General features: G+C 64.2%; 15 protein-coding genes. 11 read left to right on the plus strand and 4 right to left on the minus strand.

Annotation, left to right across the window (positions count from 1 at the left end):
* Positions 1-13: 13 nt before the first annotated feature.
* Positions 14-2,548 carry a class I adenylate cyclase gene (locus ACB033_RS16985; protein ID WP_139726483.1) on the minus strand — a complete coding sequence of 845 codons (2,535 nt, stop codon included), beginning with the start codon at positions 2,546-2,548 and terminating at the stop codon, positions 14-16.
* A 322-nt stretch (positions 2,549-2,870) separates the two neighbouring features.
* Here ACB033_RS16985 and hemC point away from each other — a divergent pair, with 322 nt between their 5' ends.
* Genes hemC through ACB033_RS17005 form a run of 4 tightly spaced genes read left to right on the plus strand, consistent with a single transcriptional unit; the run spans position 2,871 to position 6,828 of the window.
* Complete coding sequence (gene hemC, locus ACB033_RS16990; RefSeq protein WP_010635311.1) at positions 2,871-3,800, plus strand: hydroxymethylbilane synthase; 930 nt, start codon at positions 2,871-2,873, stop codon at positions 3,798-3,800.
* 46 nt (positions 3,801-3,846) lie between these two features.
* Positions 3,847-4,581 carry a uroporphyrinogen-III synthase gene (locus ACB033_RS16995; RefSeq protein WP_124250136.1) on the plus strand — a complete coding sequence of 245 codons (735 nt, stop codon included), beginning with the start codon at positions 3,847-3,849 and terminating at the stop codon, positions 4,579-4,581.
* Positions 4,578-5,654, plus strand: a complete 1,077-nt coding sequence (locus ACB033_RS17000; protein ID WP_024942163.1) for a uroporphyrinogen-III C-methyltransferase — start codon at positions 4,578-4,580, stop codon at positions 5,652-5,654. Before ACB033_RS16995 ends, ACB033_RS17000 begins: the two co-directional genes overlap by 4 nt.
* 10 nt (positions 5,655-5,664) lie before the next feature.
* Positions 5,665-6,828 carry a heme biosynthesis HemY N-terminal domain-containing protein gene (locus ACB033_RS17005; protein ID WP_139726484.1) on the plus strand — a complete coding sequence of 388 codons (1,164 nt, stop codon included), beginning with the start codon at positions 5,665-5,667 and terminating at the stop codon, positions 6,826-6,828.
* Between the two features lie 176 nt (positions 6,829-7,004).
* Here the strand turns inward: ACB033_RS17005 and ACB033_RS17010 are convergent, their stop codons facing one another.
* Both ACB033_RS17010 and glpX read right to left on the minus strand, forming a co-directional pair.
* On the minus strand, positions 7,005-7,256 hold the full coding sequence (locus ACB033_RS17010; RefSeq protein WP_005308237.1) for a YkgJ family cysteine cluster protein: 252 nt from the start codon (positions 7,254-7,256) through the stop codon (positions 7,005-7,007).
* A gap of 273 nt (positions 7,257-7,529) precedes the next feature.
* On the minus strand, positions 7,530-8,540 hold the full coding sequence (gene glpX / locus ACB033_RS17015) for a class II fructose-bisphosphatase (protein WP_005308234.1): 1,011 nt from the start codon (positions 8,538-8,540) through the stop codon (positions 7,530-7,532).
* 220 nt (positions 8,541-8,760) lie between these two features.
* Between glpX and ACB033_RS17020 the strand changes: the two genes are divergently transcribed.
* The 7 genes from ACB033_RS17020 to ACB033_RS17050 all read left to right on the plus strand — a co-directional run bounded on the left by ACB033_RS17020 (position 8,761) and on the right by ACB033_RS17050 (position 16,301).
* Entirely contained in the window at positions 8,761-9,825 is a 1,065-nt protein-coding gene (locus ACB033_RS17020) for a porin (RefSeq protein WP_010635316.1), read from the plus strand.
* A gap of 117 nt (positions 9,826-9,942) precedes the next feature.
* Positions 9,943-10,854 (plus strand): ABC transporter substrate-binding protein, encoded by a 912-nt coding sequence (locus tag ACB033_RS17025; protein ID WP_371140640.1) that lies wholly within the window; start codon positions 9,943-9,945, stop codon positions 10,852-10,854.
* A 243-nt stretch (positions 10,855-11,097) separates the two neighbouring features.
* Positions 11,098-13,140, plus strand: coding sequence for a TonB-dependent siderophore receptor (locus ACB033_RS17030; protein ID WP_244365763.1), 2,043 nt, complete (start codon positions 11,098-11,100; stop codon positions 13,138-13,140).
* 65 nt (positions 13,141-13,205) lie between these two features.
* Positions 13,206-13,826, plus strand: coding sequence for a PepSY-associated TM helix domain-containing protein (locus ACB033_RS17035; protein WP_162726138.1), 621 nt, complete (start codon positions 13,206-13,208; stop codon positions 13,824-13,826).
* A gap of 176 nt (positions 13,827-14,002) precedes the next feature.
* A complete protein-coding gene (locus tag ACB033_RS17040) occupies positions 14,003-15,040 on the plus strand; it encodes an acyltransferase (RefSeq protein ID WP_371140641.1) in 1,038 nt (345 codons plus the stop codon).
* Between the two features lie 128 nt (positions 15,041-15,168).
* On the plus strand, positions 15,169-15,741 hold the full coding sequence (locus ACB033_RS17045) for a hypothetical protein (protein WP_201899817.1): 573 nt from the start codon (positions 15,169-15,171) through the stop codon (positions 15,739-15,741).
* Between the two features lie 125 nt (positions 15,742-15,866).
* Positions 15,867-16,301: an N-acetyltransferase gene (locus tag ACB033_RS17050; RefSeq protein ID WP_017783676.1), complete on the plus strand. Its 435-nt coding sequence runs from the start codon at positions 15,867-15,869 to the stop codon at positions 16,299-16,301.
* Here the strand turns inward: ACB033_RS17050 and ACB033_RS17055 are convergent.
* Complete coding sequence (locus tag ACB033_RS17055) at positions 16,298-16,663, minus strand: winged helix-turn-helix transcriptional regulator (RefSeq protein WP_371140642.1); 366 nt, start codon at positions 16,661-16,663, stop codon at positions 16,298-16,300. The two genes, ACB033_RS17050 and ACB033_RS17055, sit on opposite strands and share 4 nt — an antisense overlap.
* Positions 16,664-16,681 lie beyond the last annotated feature (18 nt).

A 16,681-nucleotide genomic window follows, 5' to 3' on the forward strand; every position in this document is an offset into this window, starting at 1 on the left:
GCGGGCCCCTGCCCTACCCCGCGCCTGCGGCGGAGCCGAGCTCGCGCCCCTGACCGCCATCGCGCAGCTGACCCTGGCTGCGGTAGGGGATCACCTCCAGCTCGCCATTGATCTGCACTATCTCGTAGTACTGGGGCAGGTTGAAGTTGCTGAACTGGCCCGCGTCGCTGAAGCGCTCGTGGCTGGAGGTGTAGAAGCGGTTCACCCCCTGCACCAGCTCATCCTTGTTGCCGGCGAAGTGCTGGTAGATCTCCACCCGGTTCGCCTCGTCCAGGATATAGATGTTGGTGCCCGCATCCCGGGTATCGAAGAAGAACTGCACCAGCCCCTCGCTGGCGTAGGCGTCGACGATGCCGGGCAGGTGCTGGCTGTGGGTCTTGTCGAGCCGCAGCGGCAGGTGATCCAGCTTGTTGTGGGAGATGTGGCGGTAGAAGTCGACCGCATTCTCCAGCTTCTTGACCGACACCCCGCGCCGCTCGAAGAAGATGCCGTACTTCTCCTTGCCGAGCGCCAGCGTCTTGACCAGCTGCTGCTTGTCGCGGGCCAGACGCAGCTCGATGCACTCGGCCACCAGCTGCTGGAAGCGGCTGCGCACCAGGGAGCGGAAGTGCTGGCTGTAGCAGAACACCTCGATCATCTCGGGGGCGGCGGCATCCTGGTGCATCTTGCCGAGGATGGTGGTGAGGGCGTCTACCACGGCTTCGTCCCCCTGGAAGTGGAGGGTGCGGATCTCGCTCCAGGAGTTGCGATAGACCAGGTCCACCGAGCCCACCAGGCACTCCAGGTTGCGGCCGAACGAGAAGACGTCGGCGGCGTTGGCGTCGAATTCGATCACCTGGCCCACCCAGTGGCTGGTCGGGTCCGTCTCCAGGTTGAGGAAGATGGAGAGCTGGCGAATTTCGCAGGGCCGGCTCAGGGCCAGGTTGGTGGCACGGGGATACTTGACCGGGAAGGTGCCGGAGAGATCGCGACAGAACTGGTGCAGGTTGTCGATGTGCAGATCCGAGCCCTGGTTGAACAGGTGCACCCGGGACTGGGGCGTCAGCAGGCCATTGAAGTAGGCCCAGGAGACCAGCTTGCTGATGTAGCCGTTATATTCGAGCGGCGCCCGCCCTATGATGTCCACCGGCTCCAGCGAATGTTTGTAGAGATACCAGCCGGCGCGGTTCAGGCGGCCGTGCGGCACCTGCACGAAGCTGAGATCCGGCTCGCTCAAGTCCGGCGCTATCTTGAGGTTGATGCGCTGCACCTTGCCCGGCAGGCTCTCGAACGCGGCATAGAGCTTGCGCGACAGTATGCCGATGTCTTCCGGGTTGATGGACTCGCTGATGTTGTTGCGCCGGGCGAACTGGATGAGGTTGCGATAGCTCTGCATCAGGGCCTCCAGCAGCTCGGCGTAGGCCACCTTGACGTCCTCCACCTTCCACTCCTGGCGGTGATCCAGATGCTGCAGCCGCTCCCGGCTCCAGCCCCAGTAGTCCACCAGCTGGGTCATCAGCTCGCGGCGCCAGGCCGGGGAGTGATCCTCTTTCGGATGGCTGAGGCCGTCGCACACCTTCAGATAGAAACAGCGGCGCACCAGATCGAGCCGCTGCATGTCGCCGATGGATTTGAGGTAGTTGGTCACCTTGTCCAGCATCAGGCAGTAGTTGTCGAGCCGGTAGTGCATCCCCTCGTTGTGCTGGAACCAGTCGCGGCTGGTCACCGACAGCAGGCGGGTGTTGGGGTACTCGTGGGAGTAGGCCTCCATCAGCACCGACTTGAGCACCGCTTTGTAGGGGGAGTCGATCCCCTTGTAGAGCTGCCAGAGGGCGGAGCCGAAATACTCCTCGGCCGGAATGCGGTTGAAGCCCCCCAGATCGAGCCAGTCATCCTGGCTCAGCTTGCCGTGGGCAAACAGGCCGTTGACGTAGTCGTCGTAGTGATCGTCATACTCGGCAGGCACCAGATACCAGAGCAGCCGCTTGCCGGCGATGTGCATGGCGCTGCGGTAGAACTCGTCGAGCAGCAGCAGGTGCTGGGCGCTGCCGCAGCTCTCCCCCTGCATCTGGGCGTCGTTGCGCTGGCGGAACTTGTCCTCGGGGATCAGGAAGAAGTTGAGATCGACCCCCCGCTGCTCTGCCCACTTGGAGAGTTGCTGACACTTGAGATCCAGCAGCGCGAGCCGTTCCTGCGACAGACCGGCCACGTGGCAGACCCAGATGTCGAGATCCGAATGGCAGCACTGACCGATGGACGAGGTGCTGCCCATGGAGTAGAGCCCCTGGATCGACTTGTCATGGGTGGTGAGGCCGTTCTGGCAGTTGGCGTTCTGGCAGAGATCCTCAATGAAGGCCTGCTGGGCTTCGTTGGCGGTAAAACTCCAGATGCCGTGCGGCACATCCCCCGCCACATAACCGGGCAGCAGGGGGTGATTGAAGTGCAGCATGACGGGTAACAGCTGGAAGACCTGCTGCCCGTAGCGACTCATGAGACCTAACGCCCGCTGCGTCTTGAGACGATTGATGTCGTCGTAGCGCGCCACCAGCGTGTCGAGTTTTACCAGCAATGCCCTGCCTATACGAGGTGATAAATGACGCACCAAAACGGGGAGACGTCAAAAAAGTGTGATCATGTTAACAATGCAAACAGCGGTGGTAAACAAGCCCGCACACAATCGCCGGATTATTTATGACAAGTCACTAAACAGTATCATTGGAAAGCAATAATTTTTTTAAATTTCAATAAATTAACCTTGCATTTTAGTTTAATGAAAATCATTTTCAGCCGCTGTTTTTGAGCTTGGCCCCGCTTTTGCCGGCTGTGCCATGAAAGCCCCTGCAAAGGGTGGTAAGATCGTTTTCCTTCTAAAGATGAAACAACTGATTGATATGGCAGCCCGAACCCTGAAAATTGCCACTCGCAAGAGCCCCCTGGCCATGTGGCAGGCCAACTTCGTCAAAGACCGGCTGGAAGCCCTGTACCCCGAGTTGCAGGTCGAGCTGGTCCCCATGAGCACTCAGGGTGACAAGATCCTGGATACCCCGCTCGCCAAGGTCGGCGGCAAGGGGTTGTTCGTCAAGGAGCTGGAAACGGCCATGCTGGAGGGACGGGCCGACATCGCCGTGCACTCCATGAAAGACGTACCGGTGGAGTTCCCCGAGGGGCTCGGCCTGCACACCATCTGCGAGCGCGAAGATCCGCGCGATGCCTTCGTCTCCAACCGCTTCACCGCCATTGACGAGCTGCCGCAAGGCGCCGTGGTCGGCACCTCCAGCCTGCGTCGCCAGTGCCAGCTGCGCGCAGCACGCCCGGATCTGGTCATTCGCGACCTGCGCGGCAACGTCAACACCCGTCTCGCCAAGCTGGACGCCGGTGAATACGACGCCATCATCCTCGCCGCCGCCGGCCTGAAACGGCTGGAGATGGCGCACCGCATTACCGCCTTCATCGAGCCGGAACAGAGCCTGCCTGCCAACGGCCAGGGCGCGGTCGGCATCGAGTGCCGCCTCGACGATCACGAGCTGCACGCCCTGCTGGCACCGCTCGAGCACCCCGAGACCCGCATCCGGGTGCTGACCGAGCGCGCCATGAACCGTGCCCTGCAGGGGGGCTGTCAGGTCCCCATCGGGGCCTACGCCCTGGTAGAGGGAGAGGAAGTGTGGCTGCGCGGCCTGGTGGGCAGTCCGGATGGCAGCCGCGTCATCCGCGACGAGATCCGCGGCCCGCTGGCCGACGGCGAGGCCCTCGGTCACACCCTGGCCCAGCGCCTGCTGGCCGATGGTGCCGATGCCATCCTGGCCGAGGTCTACCGGGCATGAGTGCGGGCCGGGTCGAAGCATGGCCGCCATGCCGGAGCCAACCCTGATGGTCCCGCTGGTGGTGCGCCCGGCCGCCCAGGCCGCCGAACTGGTGGCACTGCTGCGCCAGCACGGCCACGCACCGCTCTGCTGCCCGCTGCTGGAAACCGTGGCGGGCGGCGAGCTGCAGCGCCTGCCCGAACTGCTGCCCCAGGCCGACATCGTCATCGCCGTCAGCATGCATGCAGTTAATTTCACTCATCATTTTCTGTTGCAAACTGGTCAGACCTGGCCAAATATTGACTACTTTGCAGTCGGCCAGGCCAGCGCGGACGCCTTTTCGGCCGTCGGCATCACGGCAGCCTGCCCGGAGGATCCGCGCAGCGAGGGGCTGCTGGCCCTGCCCGGTCTGCAACAGGTGAATGGCAAGCGGGTGCTGATCCTGCGCGGCAATGGCGGCCGGGATCTCATCGCCCGGACGCTGGCCTCACGCGGCGCACTGGTGCACTATTGTGCGGCCTATGAGCGCCACTACCCCGCACTGGACGGGGACGCATTGACCCGCCACTGGCAGGCGGCCGGGCTCGACAGCCTGCTCGTCACCAGTGGCGAACTGCTGCAACGGCTGCTGGAACTGGTCCCGGACCGGCAGCAGCCCTGGCTGCACGACCGCCTGTTGGTGGTCCCCAGCCCGCGGGTGGCCGAGCTGGCCGCGACGGCGGGCTTTACCCATATCACGATTGCCCAGGGTGCATCCAACCAGGCCCTGACGGCCGCTCTGGAACTGAGGAAGATGGAATGACTGAACAGCAAGAAGTCCAGCCGAGTGCCGCGGCCTCCGTGGCCGACAACAAGCAACCCGGCCAGCAGGTCAGCAACAACAAGAAGGGCGGCTCGGGTGCAGTGCTCGGCGGTATCGCCATCCTGCTGGCCCTCGGCCTGACCGGCGGACTCTATCTGCACGGCCACCAGAACGCGGTGGCCCAGCAGGCCGAACTTGGCGCCCTCAAGCAACAGCTGGCTGACGCCATGGCCAAACTGGATCAGAGCAACAGCAAGGATGGCGAACAGCTGGCCGCCCTCGGCAAGCAGCAGCAACTGCTGCAGGACGAGCTCAAGGGTCTGCAGACCCGGGTGCTGGATCTCAACGACAAGCGCCCCAACGACTGGATGCTGGCCGAATCCGAATACCTGGTGCGGATGGCCGGTCGCAAGCTCTGGCTGGAACACGACCTCGTCTCCGCCATCACCCTGCTCGGCAATGCCGACGAGCGCATCAGGGCGCTCAACGATCCCAGCCTGATGCCCATCCGCAAGGCATTGGCCGAAGACATCGCCCAGCTCAAGGGGATGCCGCGCATCGACCGCGAGGGGCTGACCCTGAAACTGGCCGCCCTCTCCGATCAGATCGAGCTGCTGCCGCTCTCCACCGTCAGCATGCCGGAAGCCAAGGCAGAGCCGGATCAGACCGTCAGCACCAACCCAGACGAGTGGGAAAGCAACCTGAAGAAGAACTGGGTCAAGTTCACCGAAAACTTCATCACCATCCGCCGTCGCGACGGCGCGGTGGAGGCCCTGCTCTCCCCGCAGCAGGAGATCTTCCTGCGCGAGAACCTCAAGACCAAGCTGCTGCAGGCCCAGCTCGCCGTCTACCGTGAGCAGCAGGCTCTCTATGACGACAGCCTGGACAAGGCCCAGCGCTGGCTGACCCAGTATTTCGACACCGACAACAGCGCCACCCACTACATGCAGTCCGAGCTGGACAAGCTCAAGGGGGAGCAGATCCAGTTCAACTACCCGGATCGCTTCAAGACCCAGGCCATGCTGGAAGAGGTGCTGACCGAGCGCCTGCAGCGCATTCTGGCCAGCAACTGAGGAGGGCACCATGATTCGTCTGATTGTACTGGTGGCCGTGATGGTGGCCGGCCTCATCTTCGGCCCGCAGGCCTCCGGCAACAAGGGTTATGTGCTGATCTCGCTGGGCAACTACACGGTGGAGTCTTCGGTCACCAGCGCGGTGATCCTGGCGGTGCTGTTCTACGGTCTGCTGCTCATTGTCGAGTGGGTGCTGGGCCGGGTATTCGGCCTGCGCCGCAAGACGCTGGGCTGGTATGGCTCGCGCCGGCGTCGCAAGGCCAACCAGCAGACCGTGGCCGCTACCCTGGCCATGGCCGAGGGACACTACAGCCAGGCCGAGAAGCTGATGCTCAAGGGCGCCAGCAACAGCGACACCCCACTGCTCAACTACCTGAGCGCCGCCAAGGCGGCCCAGGCACGGGGCGATGACGTGCGCCGGGATCAATACCTGCAAAAAGCGCAGGAGGAGAACCCCAAGGCCGAGCTGGCGCTGACCCTGACCCAGACCCAGCTGCAGATCGAGCAGGGCCAGTACGACACCGCGCTGGCCATGCTGGAATCCGTCTACTCCCTCAACCCGCGCCACCCCATGGTGCTGGACCAGCTGCGCCAGGTGCACCTGGCCCGCGAGGACTGGACCACCCTCATCGACCTCATTCCGGTGCTGCACAAGGTGGGCAAGCTGACCCCCAAACAGGAAGAGGATCTGCTGCAGCAGGCCTGGCGTGGTCGCCTGAACGCCGCCAGCGGCGCCCTCGAGACCCTGCGCCCGATCTGGCAGGAGCTGCCGCGCAAGCTGCGCCAGGATCCGGATCTGCTGGCCGCCTATGGCGATCGCCTGCGCCAGCTGGGGGCCGACAATGAAGCCGCCGAGCTGTGGCTGGATGCGCTGCGCAAGCAGGTCTCGCCCCAGTTGCTGGCCCGTCTGCCCAAGCTCAAGCTCGACAGCTACCAGCCGATGCTGACCCTGTTGCAGAAGATCCAGGATCAACCGGACGTCGATGCCGCGCTGGCCCAGGTCTACCTGCTGGCCGGTCAGCTGGACGACGCCCAGCGCCTGCTGGAGCAGGAGGTCGCCAAGGCGCCGAATGCCGCCGTCTACCACGCTCTCGGTCAGGTGATGGACAAGCGCCGCCTCACCAACAAGGCCAACGAGTACTACCGCCAGGCATTGCAGCTGGCAGATGTTTGACGCAGTTCGTCGCGAAATAAAAAAGAGGCCGCATTTGCGGCCTCTTTCTATTGGGATTATTGGGATTGCTCCGGATGGCAGATCTCCCTTCTCCCCTCGCGGGAGAAGGGTCGGGGATGAGGGGGGAACCAGTTACCACCCTCACCCTACCCTCTCCCTGAGGGAGAGGGTCAGCCTCAGGCCGTCATGCGCTCCAGCTCACCGATAAGCCAGATGGCCTCTTCCCGGTGGTAGCCGCACACGTCCTGCATGGGACGAAAACCGCTGCACACCGCCGGCCGCTCGGGCTGGCCGAAGATCTTGCAACCCAGCCGCGCATCGAGCTGCACACAGGGCACGCCGGCCGGTTTGCCGTCGGGCATGCCGGGAATGGCGCTGCTGATACTGGGGGCGATGCAGCAGGCACCGCAACCTTGACGACATTCCATGTAATGCTTTCCTCGGCAGGGTGCGCCAGTGTAGCAAAGGGCGGGGATATTCCTCACTGTTATCCCGGCCACACCATGAAATAACCCTTGCCGACCGGCAACAAAAAGCCCGACAGCGTCGGGCTTTTCAGGCGGTACCATGGGGGTTACCCCGCGCGCATCCAGCTTACAGGATGATGTCCCGCACCACGCTGTCTTTGCGGTCCAGGAAGTGGATCGACTTGATGCGATGGCATGAGAATACGTGACTTGCCACCACAGCCATCTTCCTGATTAGAGGATGATGTCGCGTACCACGCTGTCTTTGCGGTCCAGGAAGTGGATCGACTTGATGCGACGGATGGTCCGCGACTTGCCACGGATCAGCAGGGTCTCGGTGGTCGCCATGACGCCGTCGCTGGTGATGCCGTCCAGCAGATCACCCTTGGTGATGCCGGTGGCCGAGAAGATGACGTTGTCATTCTTGGCCAGGTCTTCCAGCTTGAGCACCTTGCTCACGTCGATGCCGAGCGCCTCGCAGCGGGCAATTTCCTGCTCGCCCAGCGCACGCACTTCCGGGCTGTCGCCCTTGACCTGATGACGGGGCACCAGGCGGGCCTGCATGTCACCGTCCAGCGCACGGATCACCGCCGCCGAGATCACCCCTTCCGGTGCGCCGCCGATGCCGTACAGCATGTCCACTTCGCTGTCCGGCAGACAGGTGAGGATGGAGGCGGCCACGTCGCCGTCGGGAATGGCGAACACCCGCACGCCCAGCCCCTGCATCTCCTTGATCGCCTTGTCGTGACGCGGCTTGGCCAGAGTGATCACGGTCAGGCGGGAGAGCGGCTTGCCGAGCGCCTTGGCCACGGCCTTGAGGTTCAGCTCGAGGGCCTGATCGAGGTCGATGGCACCCTTGGCCTTGGGACCCACGATCAGCTTCTCCATGTACATGTCGGGGGCCTTGAGGAAGGAGCCCTTGTCGCCGACGGCCAGCACGGCCAGGGCATTGGCCTGACCCATGGCGGTCATGCGGGTACCCTCGATGGGATCGACCGCGATGTCCACCGCGTCGCCCATGCCGGTGCCCACCTTCTCGCCGATGTAGAGCATGGGAGCTTCGTCAATTTCACCCTCGCCGATCACAATCTCACCATCGATCTGGATCTGATTGAGGATATGGCGCATGGCCGCAACGGCCGCCCCATCGGCGATATTCTTGTCACCACGTCCGAGCCACTTGTAGCCAGCCAGTGCAGCCGCTTCCGTCACTCGGGAAAACTCGATTGCCAGTTCACGTCTCATCGCATATCCAACCTTTGGAGCTCGAAAACGGGCGGCATTCTACCACAAGGGCAAACCTTTGCGCGCAAAAGTGGCGGTTCGTCACACAAAACACGGCCCTTTCACCAATTTGACATCAAACCGCCACCGACACTTCACGAGAGTGTCACCCCGCTGTCATCCCCCCTGCCTAGCATGGCCCCCGTCTTTTACAACAAAGCTTGCAACACAAGGGATTAAGATGAAAAAGCTGACTGTAGTGGCACTGGCTCTCACCGCGGCCTTCCAGGCTCAAGCCGTTGAAGTTTACAAGAATGACACCACCACCCTGGATCTGTACGGCCGCATCTACGCCGGCCAGTTCTTCGGTGACAAGAAGGAAGGGGTCGACAGCACCCATCCGAACGGAACCCAGGAGTACAGCGACAAGCAGGGCGCCAACCAGTTCGTCCGCTTCGGCGCCAAGGTCGACAGCCAGATCAACAGCCAACTGAAGGCGCTGGCCCAGTACGAAGTGCAGATGTACATCAACGACAGCGAGAAGACCATCAGCGAGAACTCCGACAACCTGCGCACCCGTCTGGCGTTCGCTGGTGTCGGCGCCGACTGGGGCAACATCACCTTTGGTCGCCAGAAGGGGGCCCCTGGCTTCCTGGCCGACTGGACTGACGTCTCCCTCTCCGACGGCTACGGCAACGAGGCCCTCGGCGCCAAGACCGACACCTTCGCCACCAACCGCGCCGGTTCCGTGCTGAAGTACTCTGGTCTGTTCAACGGCTTCCAGATCGATACCAGCTACAAGTTCGACGGCGGTGACACCGAAGAGACCACCAGCAAGGACAGCGATGCTGCCTACGGCGCCGCCGTGGCCTACACCTTCCCGTTCAATCTGGCACTGGGTACCGCCTACAACGTGGGTATCCGCGACAAGAACGGGGAAGAGGATGCCAAGCTGTGGCTGCTCTCCGCCAAGTACGACAACAAGGCAGTCTATGCCGCCCTGAGCTATGCGGACGGCAGTGACTTCCTGGCCACCGGCAAGGATCACACCGGCTGGGAAGGGGCGCTGGGCTACAACTTCGAGAACGGCTTCGGCCTGATGGCGCTGTGGAACAAGCAGAAGGTGGAGCAGTCCGGCAAGGCTGACTACGACTCCATCGACTACTACACCCTGGGCGCCCAGTACAAGTTCAACAAGAACCTGCGTGTCATCGGCGAGTACCGCATCAACAACCTCGACAGCAAAGAGAGCGGCAAGCTCAACGTCAAGGATGACTTCCAGCTGGCGGCCCGCTACGACTTCTAAGTCGGGCCCCTCTGCTCTGCGCGCGCCGGCTGATGCCGGCGCGCTCTTTTTTGTCCGCCCCGACGCGCCCGGCCCTCCATGATCTAGGCTCAACAGAGCCAAGACGAGGAGATCAACATGCCGCTACGCCTGCTCATCTGCTGCTGCCTGCTCTGCGCCCTGCCCGTTCAGGCGCTGACCATCGCCATGGTGCTGTGGCGCGGCGAAACGGACGCCGAGCGCGGCTTTCGCGACGCGCTCAACCGGCTCGGTCATCACCCTACCTTCGTCACCTTCAACGCCAATCAGGACAGAACCGCGCTGGCCACCCTGCTGCGCCAGCAACTGCTGCCCTCCCTCGCCGACTACGACTACATCTACTGCTTCGGCACCACCGCCACGGCCATGGTCAAGAGCCTGGTGGGCAACCGCAAGCCGCTGATTTTCAGCATAGTGTCCGACCCCGTCGGGGCCGGCTTCCTGTCCGACGACAAGACGGAAAACCGGATGGTGGCCGGCACCAGCAACATGGTGCCGATGGCGCTGCAGCTCGCCAACGCCCGCCGCTATCTGCCCGCCAGCAAGGGGCTGCTGCTGCCGTTCAACCCACGCGAGCAGAACACCCTGCTGACCGGCGAGATGCTGCTGCGCGAGGCCCGGCGCTACCAGTGGGAACTCACCACCTGGCGCATCGCACCGGACAAGCGGCGACTGGCCAACGAGCTCAAGCGGCTGCAGCGCGACGCCAAAGAGAGCATCGTGTTTCTCGCCGCCGACAGCTACCTGCTCTCCATCGCCCCCGAGCTACTGGCCGCCCTCAACGAGGCAGGCATCCCCACCATCTGCAGCGCCGAGCTCTATGTGGAGCACGGCTGCACCATCGGCACCATCAGCAGCTATCAGGCCCTCGGTCGGATGGCGGCCAACATCATCCACCGCAACCTGCAGGGCACCCCGCTGCAGGATATCCCGCTGCAGACCGACCCGGCGCCGCGGCTGGTGCTGGGCAAGCAGCTGGCCGGGATCGCCCCCGCCGCCGCCGACCACTGAGCCCCTCATCCCCCTTCTTCTCTCCTCCCGTCACCTTGCCGACAGGGCCCCCTGCCGGCAGGGCCCCCTGCCGGCAGGGCGAGCCATCCGATACCCAGCCCCATCATCAAAACATGTTTCTATTGCACAGCTAATGAAAATCAATATCATTAGCATCCTCTCAAATGAGAGAGAACAAAATAATTACAAATAAATCAACAAGTTCAGACCATCAGGTCGCTTCTTCAAGAGTCAACACGCAACATGCACACACCTCACCACCCGCGCACTCTGCTGAGTGTCGCCTTGCTGGCCCTGAGCGCCGGCGCGCACGCCGAAGACGAGACCATGACAGTGGTCGGCAAACGCAGCCAACATGAAGAGGTCGCCACCGCGACCCGTACCAACACCCCGGCCAAGCTGGTGCCGCAGGCCATCGACAGCGTCAAGGCCAGCGAGCTGACCGCCTTCGGCCAGCCCACCCTGAGTGAGGCGCTGACCGGCATCCCCGGCGTCAACGCCAGCGGTGACACCCGCTTCGACGGGGTCAACATCCGCGGCTTCAGCGCCAGCAACGACTTCTATCTGGACGGTTTTCGCGACGACATGCAGTACACCCGCGACCTTGGCAACACCGAGCGGGTCGAAGTGCTCAAGGGGCCGGCGGCGGTGCTCTATGGCCGTGGCAGCACCGGCGGCATCGTCAACCGGGTCAGCAAGAAACCGCAGAAGGGGCTGGAGTCCAGCGTCAGCGCCCAGGTCGGCAGCTTCGACAGCCGTCGGCTGGCCGCCGATCTCAACGGTGAAGCGGGTGAGCAGGTGCAGGTGCGCCTCAACCTGGCCCAGGAAGACAAGGACAGCTTTCGCAACGGCGTGACCAGCAAACGCACCCTGCTGGCCCCCTCCGTCAACTGGGAGATCAACGACAAGCTGAACTGGCTGCTGCAGTACGAGCGCAACGAGCACGACCGTACCCCGGATCGCGGCATCCCCGGCGTCAACGGCCGCCCGGCCGACGTGCCGAAGGAGTATGTCTACAGCGATACCCGCCGCGACTTCATCGACGATGTGGCCCAGTCCACCCGTTCGCGCCTCAGCTGGGACATCAACGATCAGTGGCAACTGCGCCAACAGCTGGGCTACACCAGCCTCGACAGCCAGTTCGACAACACCTATGTCACCAGCGTCAAGGGTGACAAGGTGACCCGCGCCCGCTGGCAACAGGATCTCAAGGCCAACAGCCTGATCAGCAACACCGAGGTCGAAGGCCAGCTGCAGACCGGCCCCGTCGAGCACCGTCTGCTGGTGGGCTTCGAGCAGAACTGGCAGGAGCGCACCCCCAAGCTCTACCAGAACGCCACCGCGATCCCGGCCGGCAACCTCTATGATCCGGGCTCCCTGCCCACCTACGACGGCGCCATGAAGCTCTCCAGCGACGCCAACCACAAGGTGCGCGGCTACGGCCTCTATGTGCAGGATCAGCTCAGCCTGGGCGACTGGCACCTGCTGGCGGGTCTGCGCCGCGACGACTTCACCGTCACCAGCCGCCGCAACGACCTCAACAAGGAGGAGACCGTCTCGGTCAGCAGCCTGAGCCCGCGCCTGGGCCTGGTGTGGAACCCGATCGAGGAGCACTCCTTCTACGCCTCCTACAGCAAGACCTTCACCCCGGTGGGTGGGGAGCTTATCGGCATCACCCCGGGCGACAAGAACAACAACCTGGATCCCCAGCACACCCGGCTGTACGAGGGCGGCGTGAAGAGCGACTGGCTGGATGGCCGCCTGGCGACCACCCTCTCCCTCTACCGGCTGGAGATGTACAACAAGCGCAGCAAGGATCCGCTGGATCCCACCAAGGTGATCCTCACCGGTCTGCAGCGCACCGAGGGGATCGAGCTGAGTGCCCGCGCCCAGCTGACCGACGAGCTCTACCTGCGCGGCGGCATCGCCATCCAGGATGCCGAGCAGGTCAAAGCGGACGCCGATCTGCAAGGCAAGCGGCCGATGAACGTCTCTCGCCAGAACGGCGAGCTGTTCGCCGGCTATCAGAGCGGCAAGCAGGGCTGGTTCGGCGAGACCGGGGTGACCGCGGTGGGCGATCGCTTCGCCGACAACGCCAACACCACCACCCTGCCCGGTTACGCCCGCTTCGACGCCCGTGCCGGCTACCGCTGGCAGCAGTGGGAAACCCAGCTGAGCGTGGAGAACCTGACCGATCACGACTACTTCGTCAGTGCCACCAGCGCCTCCCAGATCATGCCGGGCACACCCCGTCAGCTGCATCTGAGCGCCGCCTACCGCTTCTGATCCCTCCCTTTTCCCGATCCCTCTGGCCAGCTCCTGCTGGCCAGATTTTTATGAAGCACCGAGCAATGAGACGCAGAAAACTCCCCCTGCACAACAACAAGTGGGTGCGCCGCATCCACGCCTGGGCCGGCTTTGCCACCCTCACCCTGATGCTGCTCTACGGCCTCACCGGCCTCTGGCTGCAACACAGGGCCGTGCTGCCGCTGCCCGGCCCCCACACCGATAAATCCAGCGAAGAGATAGTGCTGAGCGCGCCGCTGACCAGCCCGGATGAGCTGAAAAGCCTGCTGCAACAACGCTATGCAGCAGGGTTCGAGGAGGGGCGCGTCCAGCTCACCCCGCCCCAGACCCTGCCCACCCCCGACGGCCCGCTCACCCTGCCGGCCCGCTGGGAGATGCGCGGCGTCACCCTGAGCGAAAGCGTGGCCGCCAGCTATGTGGAAGGCACCCTGCTGGTGCGCACCGAACTGCAGCAGGCCAACTTCGCCGCCAGCCTCAACCGGCTGCACCGTGGCATGGGCACCGGCCTGCCGTGGCAGCTGGTGGGGGATCTGGCGGCGCTGGCCATGCTGCTGCTGGCCCTCACCAGCCTGCTGATGTGGAACAAGCTGCACGGCCCGGCCGCGCGCGGCATCGCCCTGCTGCTGCTGGGCGCCCTGGTCACCGTGCTGGTGGCCCTGCTCTAGCCCTTTTACCGACACCAAAACGGGATCGGCCTCTCGGCGGCGGTAACCTTGCCTGCACCTCGGGTAACAAAGGGTAACCGGCCGTCGATGGGGCTCACAGTTGCCGTCCTGGCGGCTGGATAGGGAGCACCTGCGGCTGCTAGGGTGCGCCCTCAATCCCTGCGGCAAGAGGCAGCATGCGCATCTCCAGCATCGAATGCGGACGAGTGGTGGCCATCCTGGCGGTGATGACCATTCACCTCTCCCCCTTCAGCAATCCCTTCGATCCCACCCTGTGGGACGGCACGCCCTACCCCCTGCTCGGGGCCATCATCAACCAGCTCTGCCGCTTCGCGGTGCCGCTGTTCTTCCTCTGTGCCGGCTACTTTCTGCAACCCGCCCTCGCCGCAGGCCACCCCCTGACGGTGGCGCTGCGCTACTGCCGCCCGCTGCTGGGGCTCTGGCTGGCGTGGAGCCTGCTCTATCTGCTGATCCCCTTCAACCCCCTCGCGGCGGTGAGCGAGGGCTACCTGCCAGCCATGGCAGGCCAGTGGCAGATGCAGCTGGGGGATCCGCTCAACGTCTGGTGGGTGGGCGGCATGATCCACCTCTGGTTCCTGCCCGCTCTGATGCTGGCAGTGCTGATCCTGGCGCTCTGCCAGCAGGCCCGCCTGCCCCGGCTGGCCCTGCTGCTGGGCGTCCTGCTCTACGGGCTGGCCCTGCTCGGCGGCTCCTATGGTCCGCCGCTGCTGGGGGGCGAGTGGGCCCTGCTGACCCGCAACGGCCCCTTCTTTTCGCTACTGTTCGTGGCTCTCGGCGCCGAGCTGCGCCTGCGCGCCTGGCAGCCGGATGCCAGGCGCTGCGCCCTGCTGATGGCGGCGGGGATGGGGCTCTACGCCCTGGAGGCTTGGTGCCTGCTCCACTTTGCCACCGTGCCCCTCAACCGCCACGACTTCCTGCTGGGTTCGCTTCCCTGGGCGCTGGGACTGTTCGGCCTGCTGCTGGCCAACCCCGGCTGGGGCCGGGGCAGCTGGCTCGAGCGCCAGGCCCCCAAGGTGCTGGGCCTCTACTGCCTGCACATGATGCTGGTGGTGTGGCTGATGATCTTCGGCCCGCAGGGCAAGCAGCTGTGGTGGGAGCTGCTGAAGGTGCCGGCGCTGCTGGCGCTCACCCTGCTCGGCTACCGGCTGCTGGCGCTGGGGGCGGTCAGTCGCCGGCTGCTGCGGGCCCGCTGAGGGGAATAGAGGATGGGAGGGAGGCAGATCCCTCCCCACTCGAGGCTGAATGATGGGTTCAATTTTTATTCATCGCGGATAGATAAACTCCGGGACTCCTTAAACGCGAACCCAGGAGTCATCATCCCATGACGTTGTTCACCAAGACCCTGTTTACCAAGCAAGCCGGCCTTGTCCTCGTTCTGCTCGCCGCCAGCGGCTCCCTCAGCGCCGCCGAAATCGCCAACAACAACATCACCGAAGCCGAGATCAAGGCCGCCCAGGATGCCTGGGGCAAGGCCCTGATCCAGATCAGCGACGACTACCGCAGCGGCGGCATCGACAAGGCCAGGGCCACCGCCGGCGCCGTGCTCGACAGCGCCTACGGCTACGCTCAGGGGCCGGTACTGTTCAAGCCGACCCTGGCCGGCGGCGAGCAGACCTTTCGCATCAACCAGGAGGGGGCGCTGGCCTACTTCGTCGGCAACAACAAGGCCTATCCCGCCGACAGCGGCTTCGCCCTCAAGAACTGGCAGAGCTACGACTACAGCAATGCCGCCGTCTACATCAACGGCGACATGGCCCTCACCATGGGCAAGGTGCACCTGACCGACCGGGACAACAAGCAGACCACGGTCGACAAGACCTGGGGCTTCAAGAAGGGGGACGACGGCAAGGTACGCATCGTGCTGCACCACTCCTCCCTCCCCTACGCCGGCTAACGGCAACAGGCGACCTGCGGGTCGCCTTTTTTGTTACGAGGGCTCCACTTTTGCCCGCTGGCGGGTGACGGCAGAGCCAGTGCTGCTACCATGCCCCTCTTTTGACGAATCCAGACGAGACACTCATGCAGATACGCCCCTTCACCCCGGCCGACACCGAGGCCGTCCTCGCCATCTGGCTGGAAGCCTCCCTGCAGGCCCACCACTTCATCGAGCCCGCTTACTGGCACGCCAACCTAGCGCCGATGCGGGAGATCTATCTGCCCGCCGCCGACAGTCAGGTGCTCTGCCTGGGTGACCAGCTGCTTGGCTTCTACTCCCTGCACGAGGGCTCCCTGGCCGCCCTCTTCGTGGCCCCCGCGCAGCAAGGGAAAGGGCTGGGCAAGGCCCTGCTCGAGCACGCCAAGGGGCAGTTGCCGACCCTGCGGCTGCAGGTTTATCAGCAGAACCGGACCGCGTGCGACTTCTATCGCTCGCAAGGATTCCAGGTGGCGGCCGACGCCGTGGATCCCCACACCGGCTGCGCCGAGTGGGTAATGGTCTGGCCGGCGCAGGATTAACTGGGCTCGCCGAGATGGGGGGCGGCGCGGGCCGCCTCCGCTTCACTCAGCGCCAGCAGATCGCCGTGGCTCAGCGCGAAGTCGTGCATCTGCTGGAGCAGGGGGATCAGGGCGACCCCGAGCGGGATCAGGCTGTACTCCACCCGGGGCGGCACGTCCGGGTAGAGGGTGCGGATGATGACGCCGTCGCTCTCCAGCTCCTTGAGCTGGGCGGTGAGCACCTTCTGGCTCACCTCGGGCAGGCTGCGACGCAGGTCGCCAAAGCGCAGGGTCTGCTCGCGCAGATGAAACAGGATGGCCGGTTTCCATTTGCCGGCCAGCAGGCGCAGCACCCGGTAGGCGGGACAGGGCAGTGAGGACAAGGGATGGCTCGCGAGTGG

Origin of the sequence: Aeromonas sp. S15(2024), assembly GCF_041402265.1 — a bacterium.
In the GTDB taxonomy this organism is placed as follows: Bacteria; Pseudomonadota; Gammaproteobacteria; order Enterobacterales; family Aeromonadaceae; genus Aeromonas; species Aeromonas dhakensis.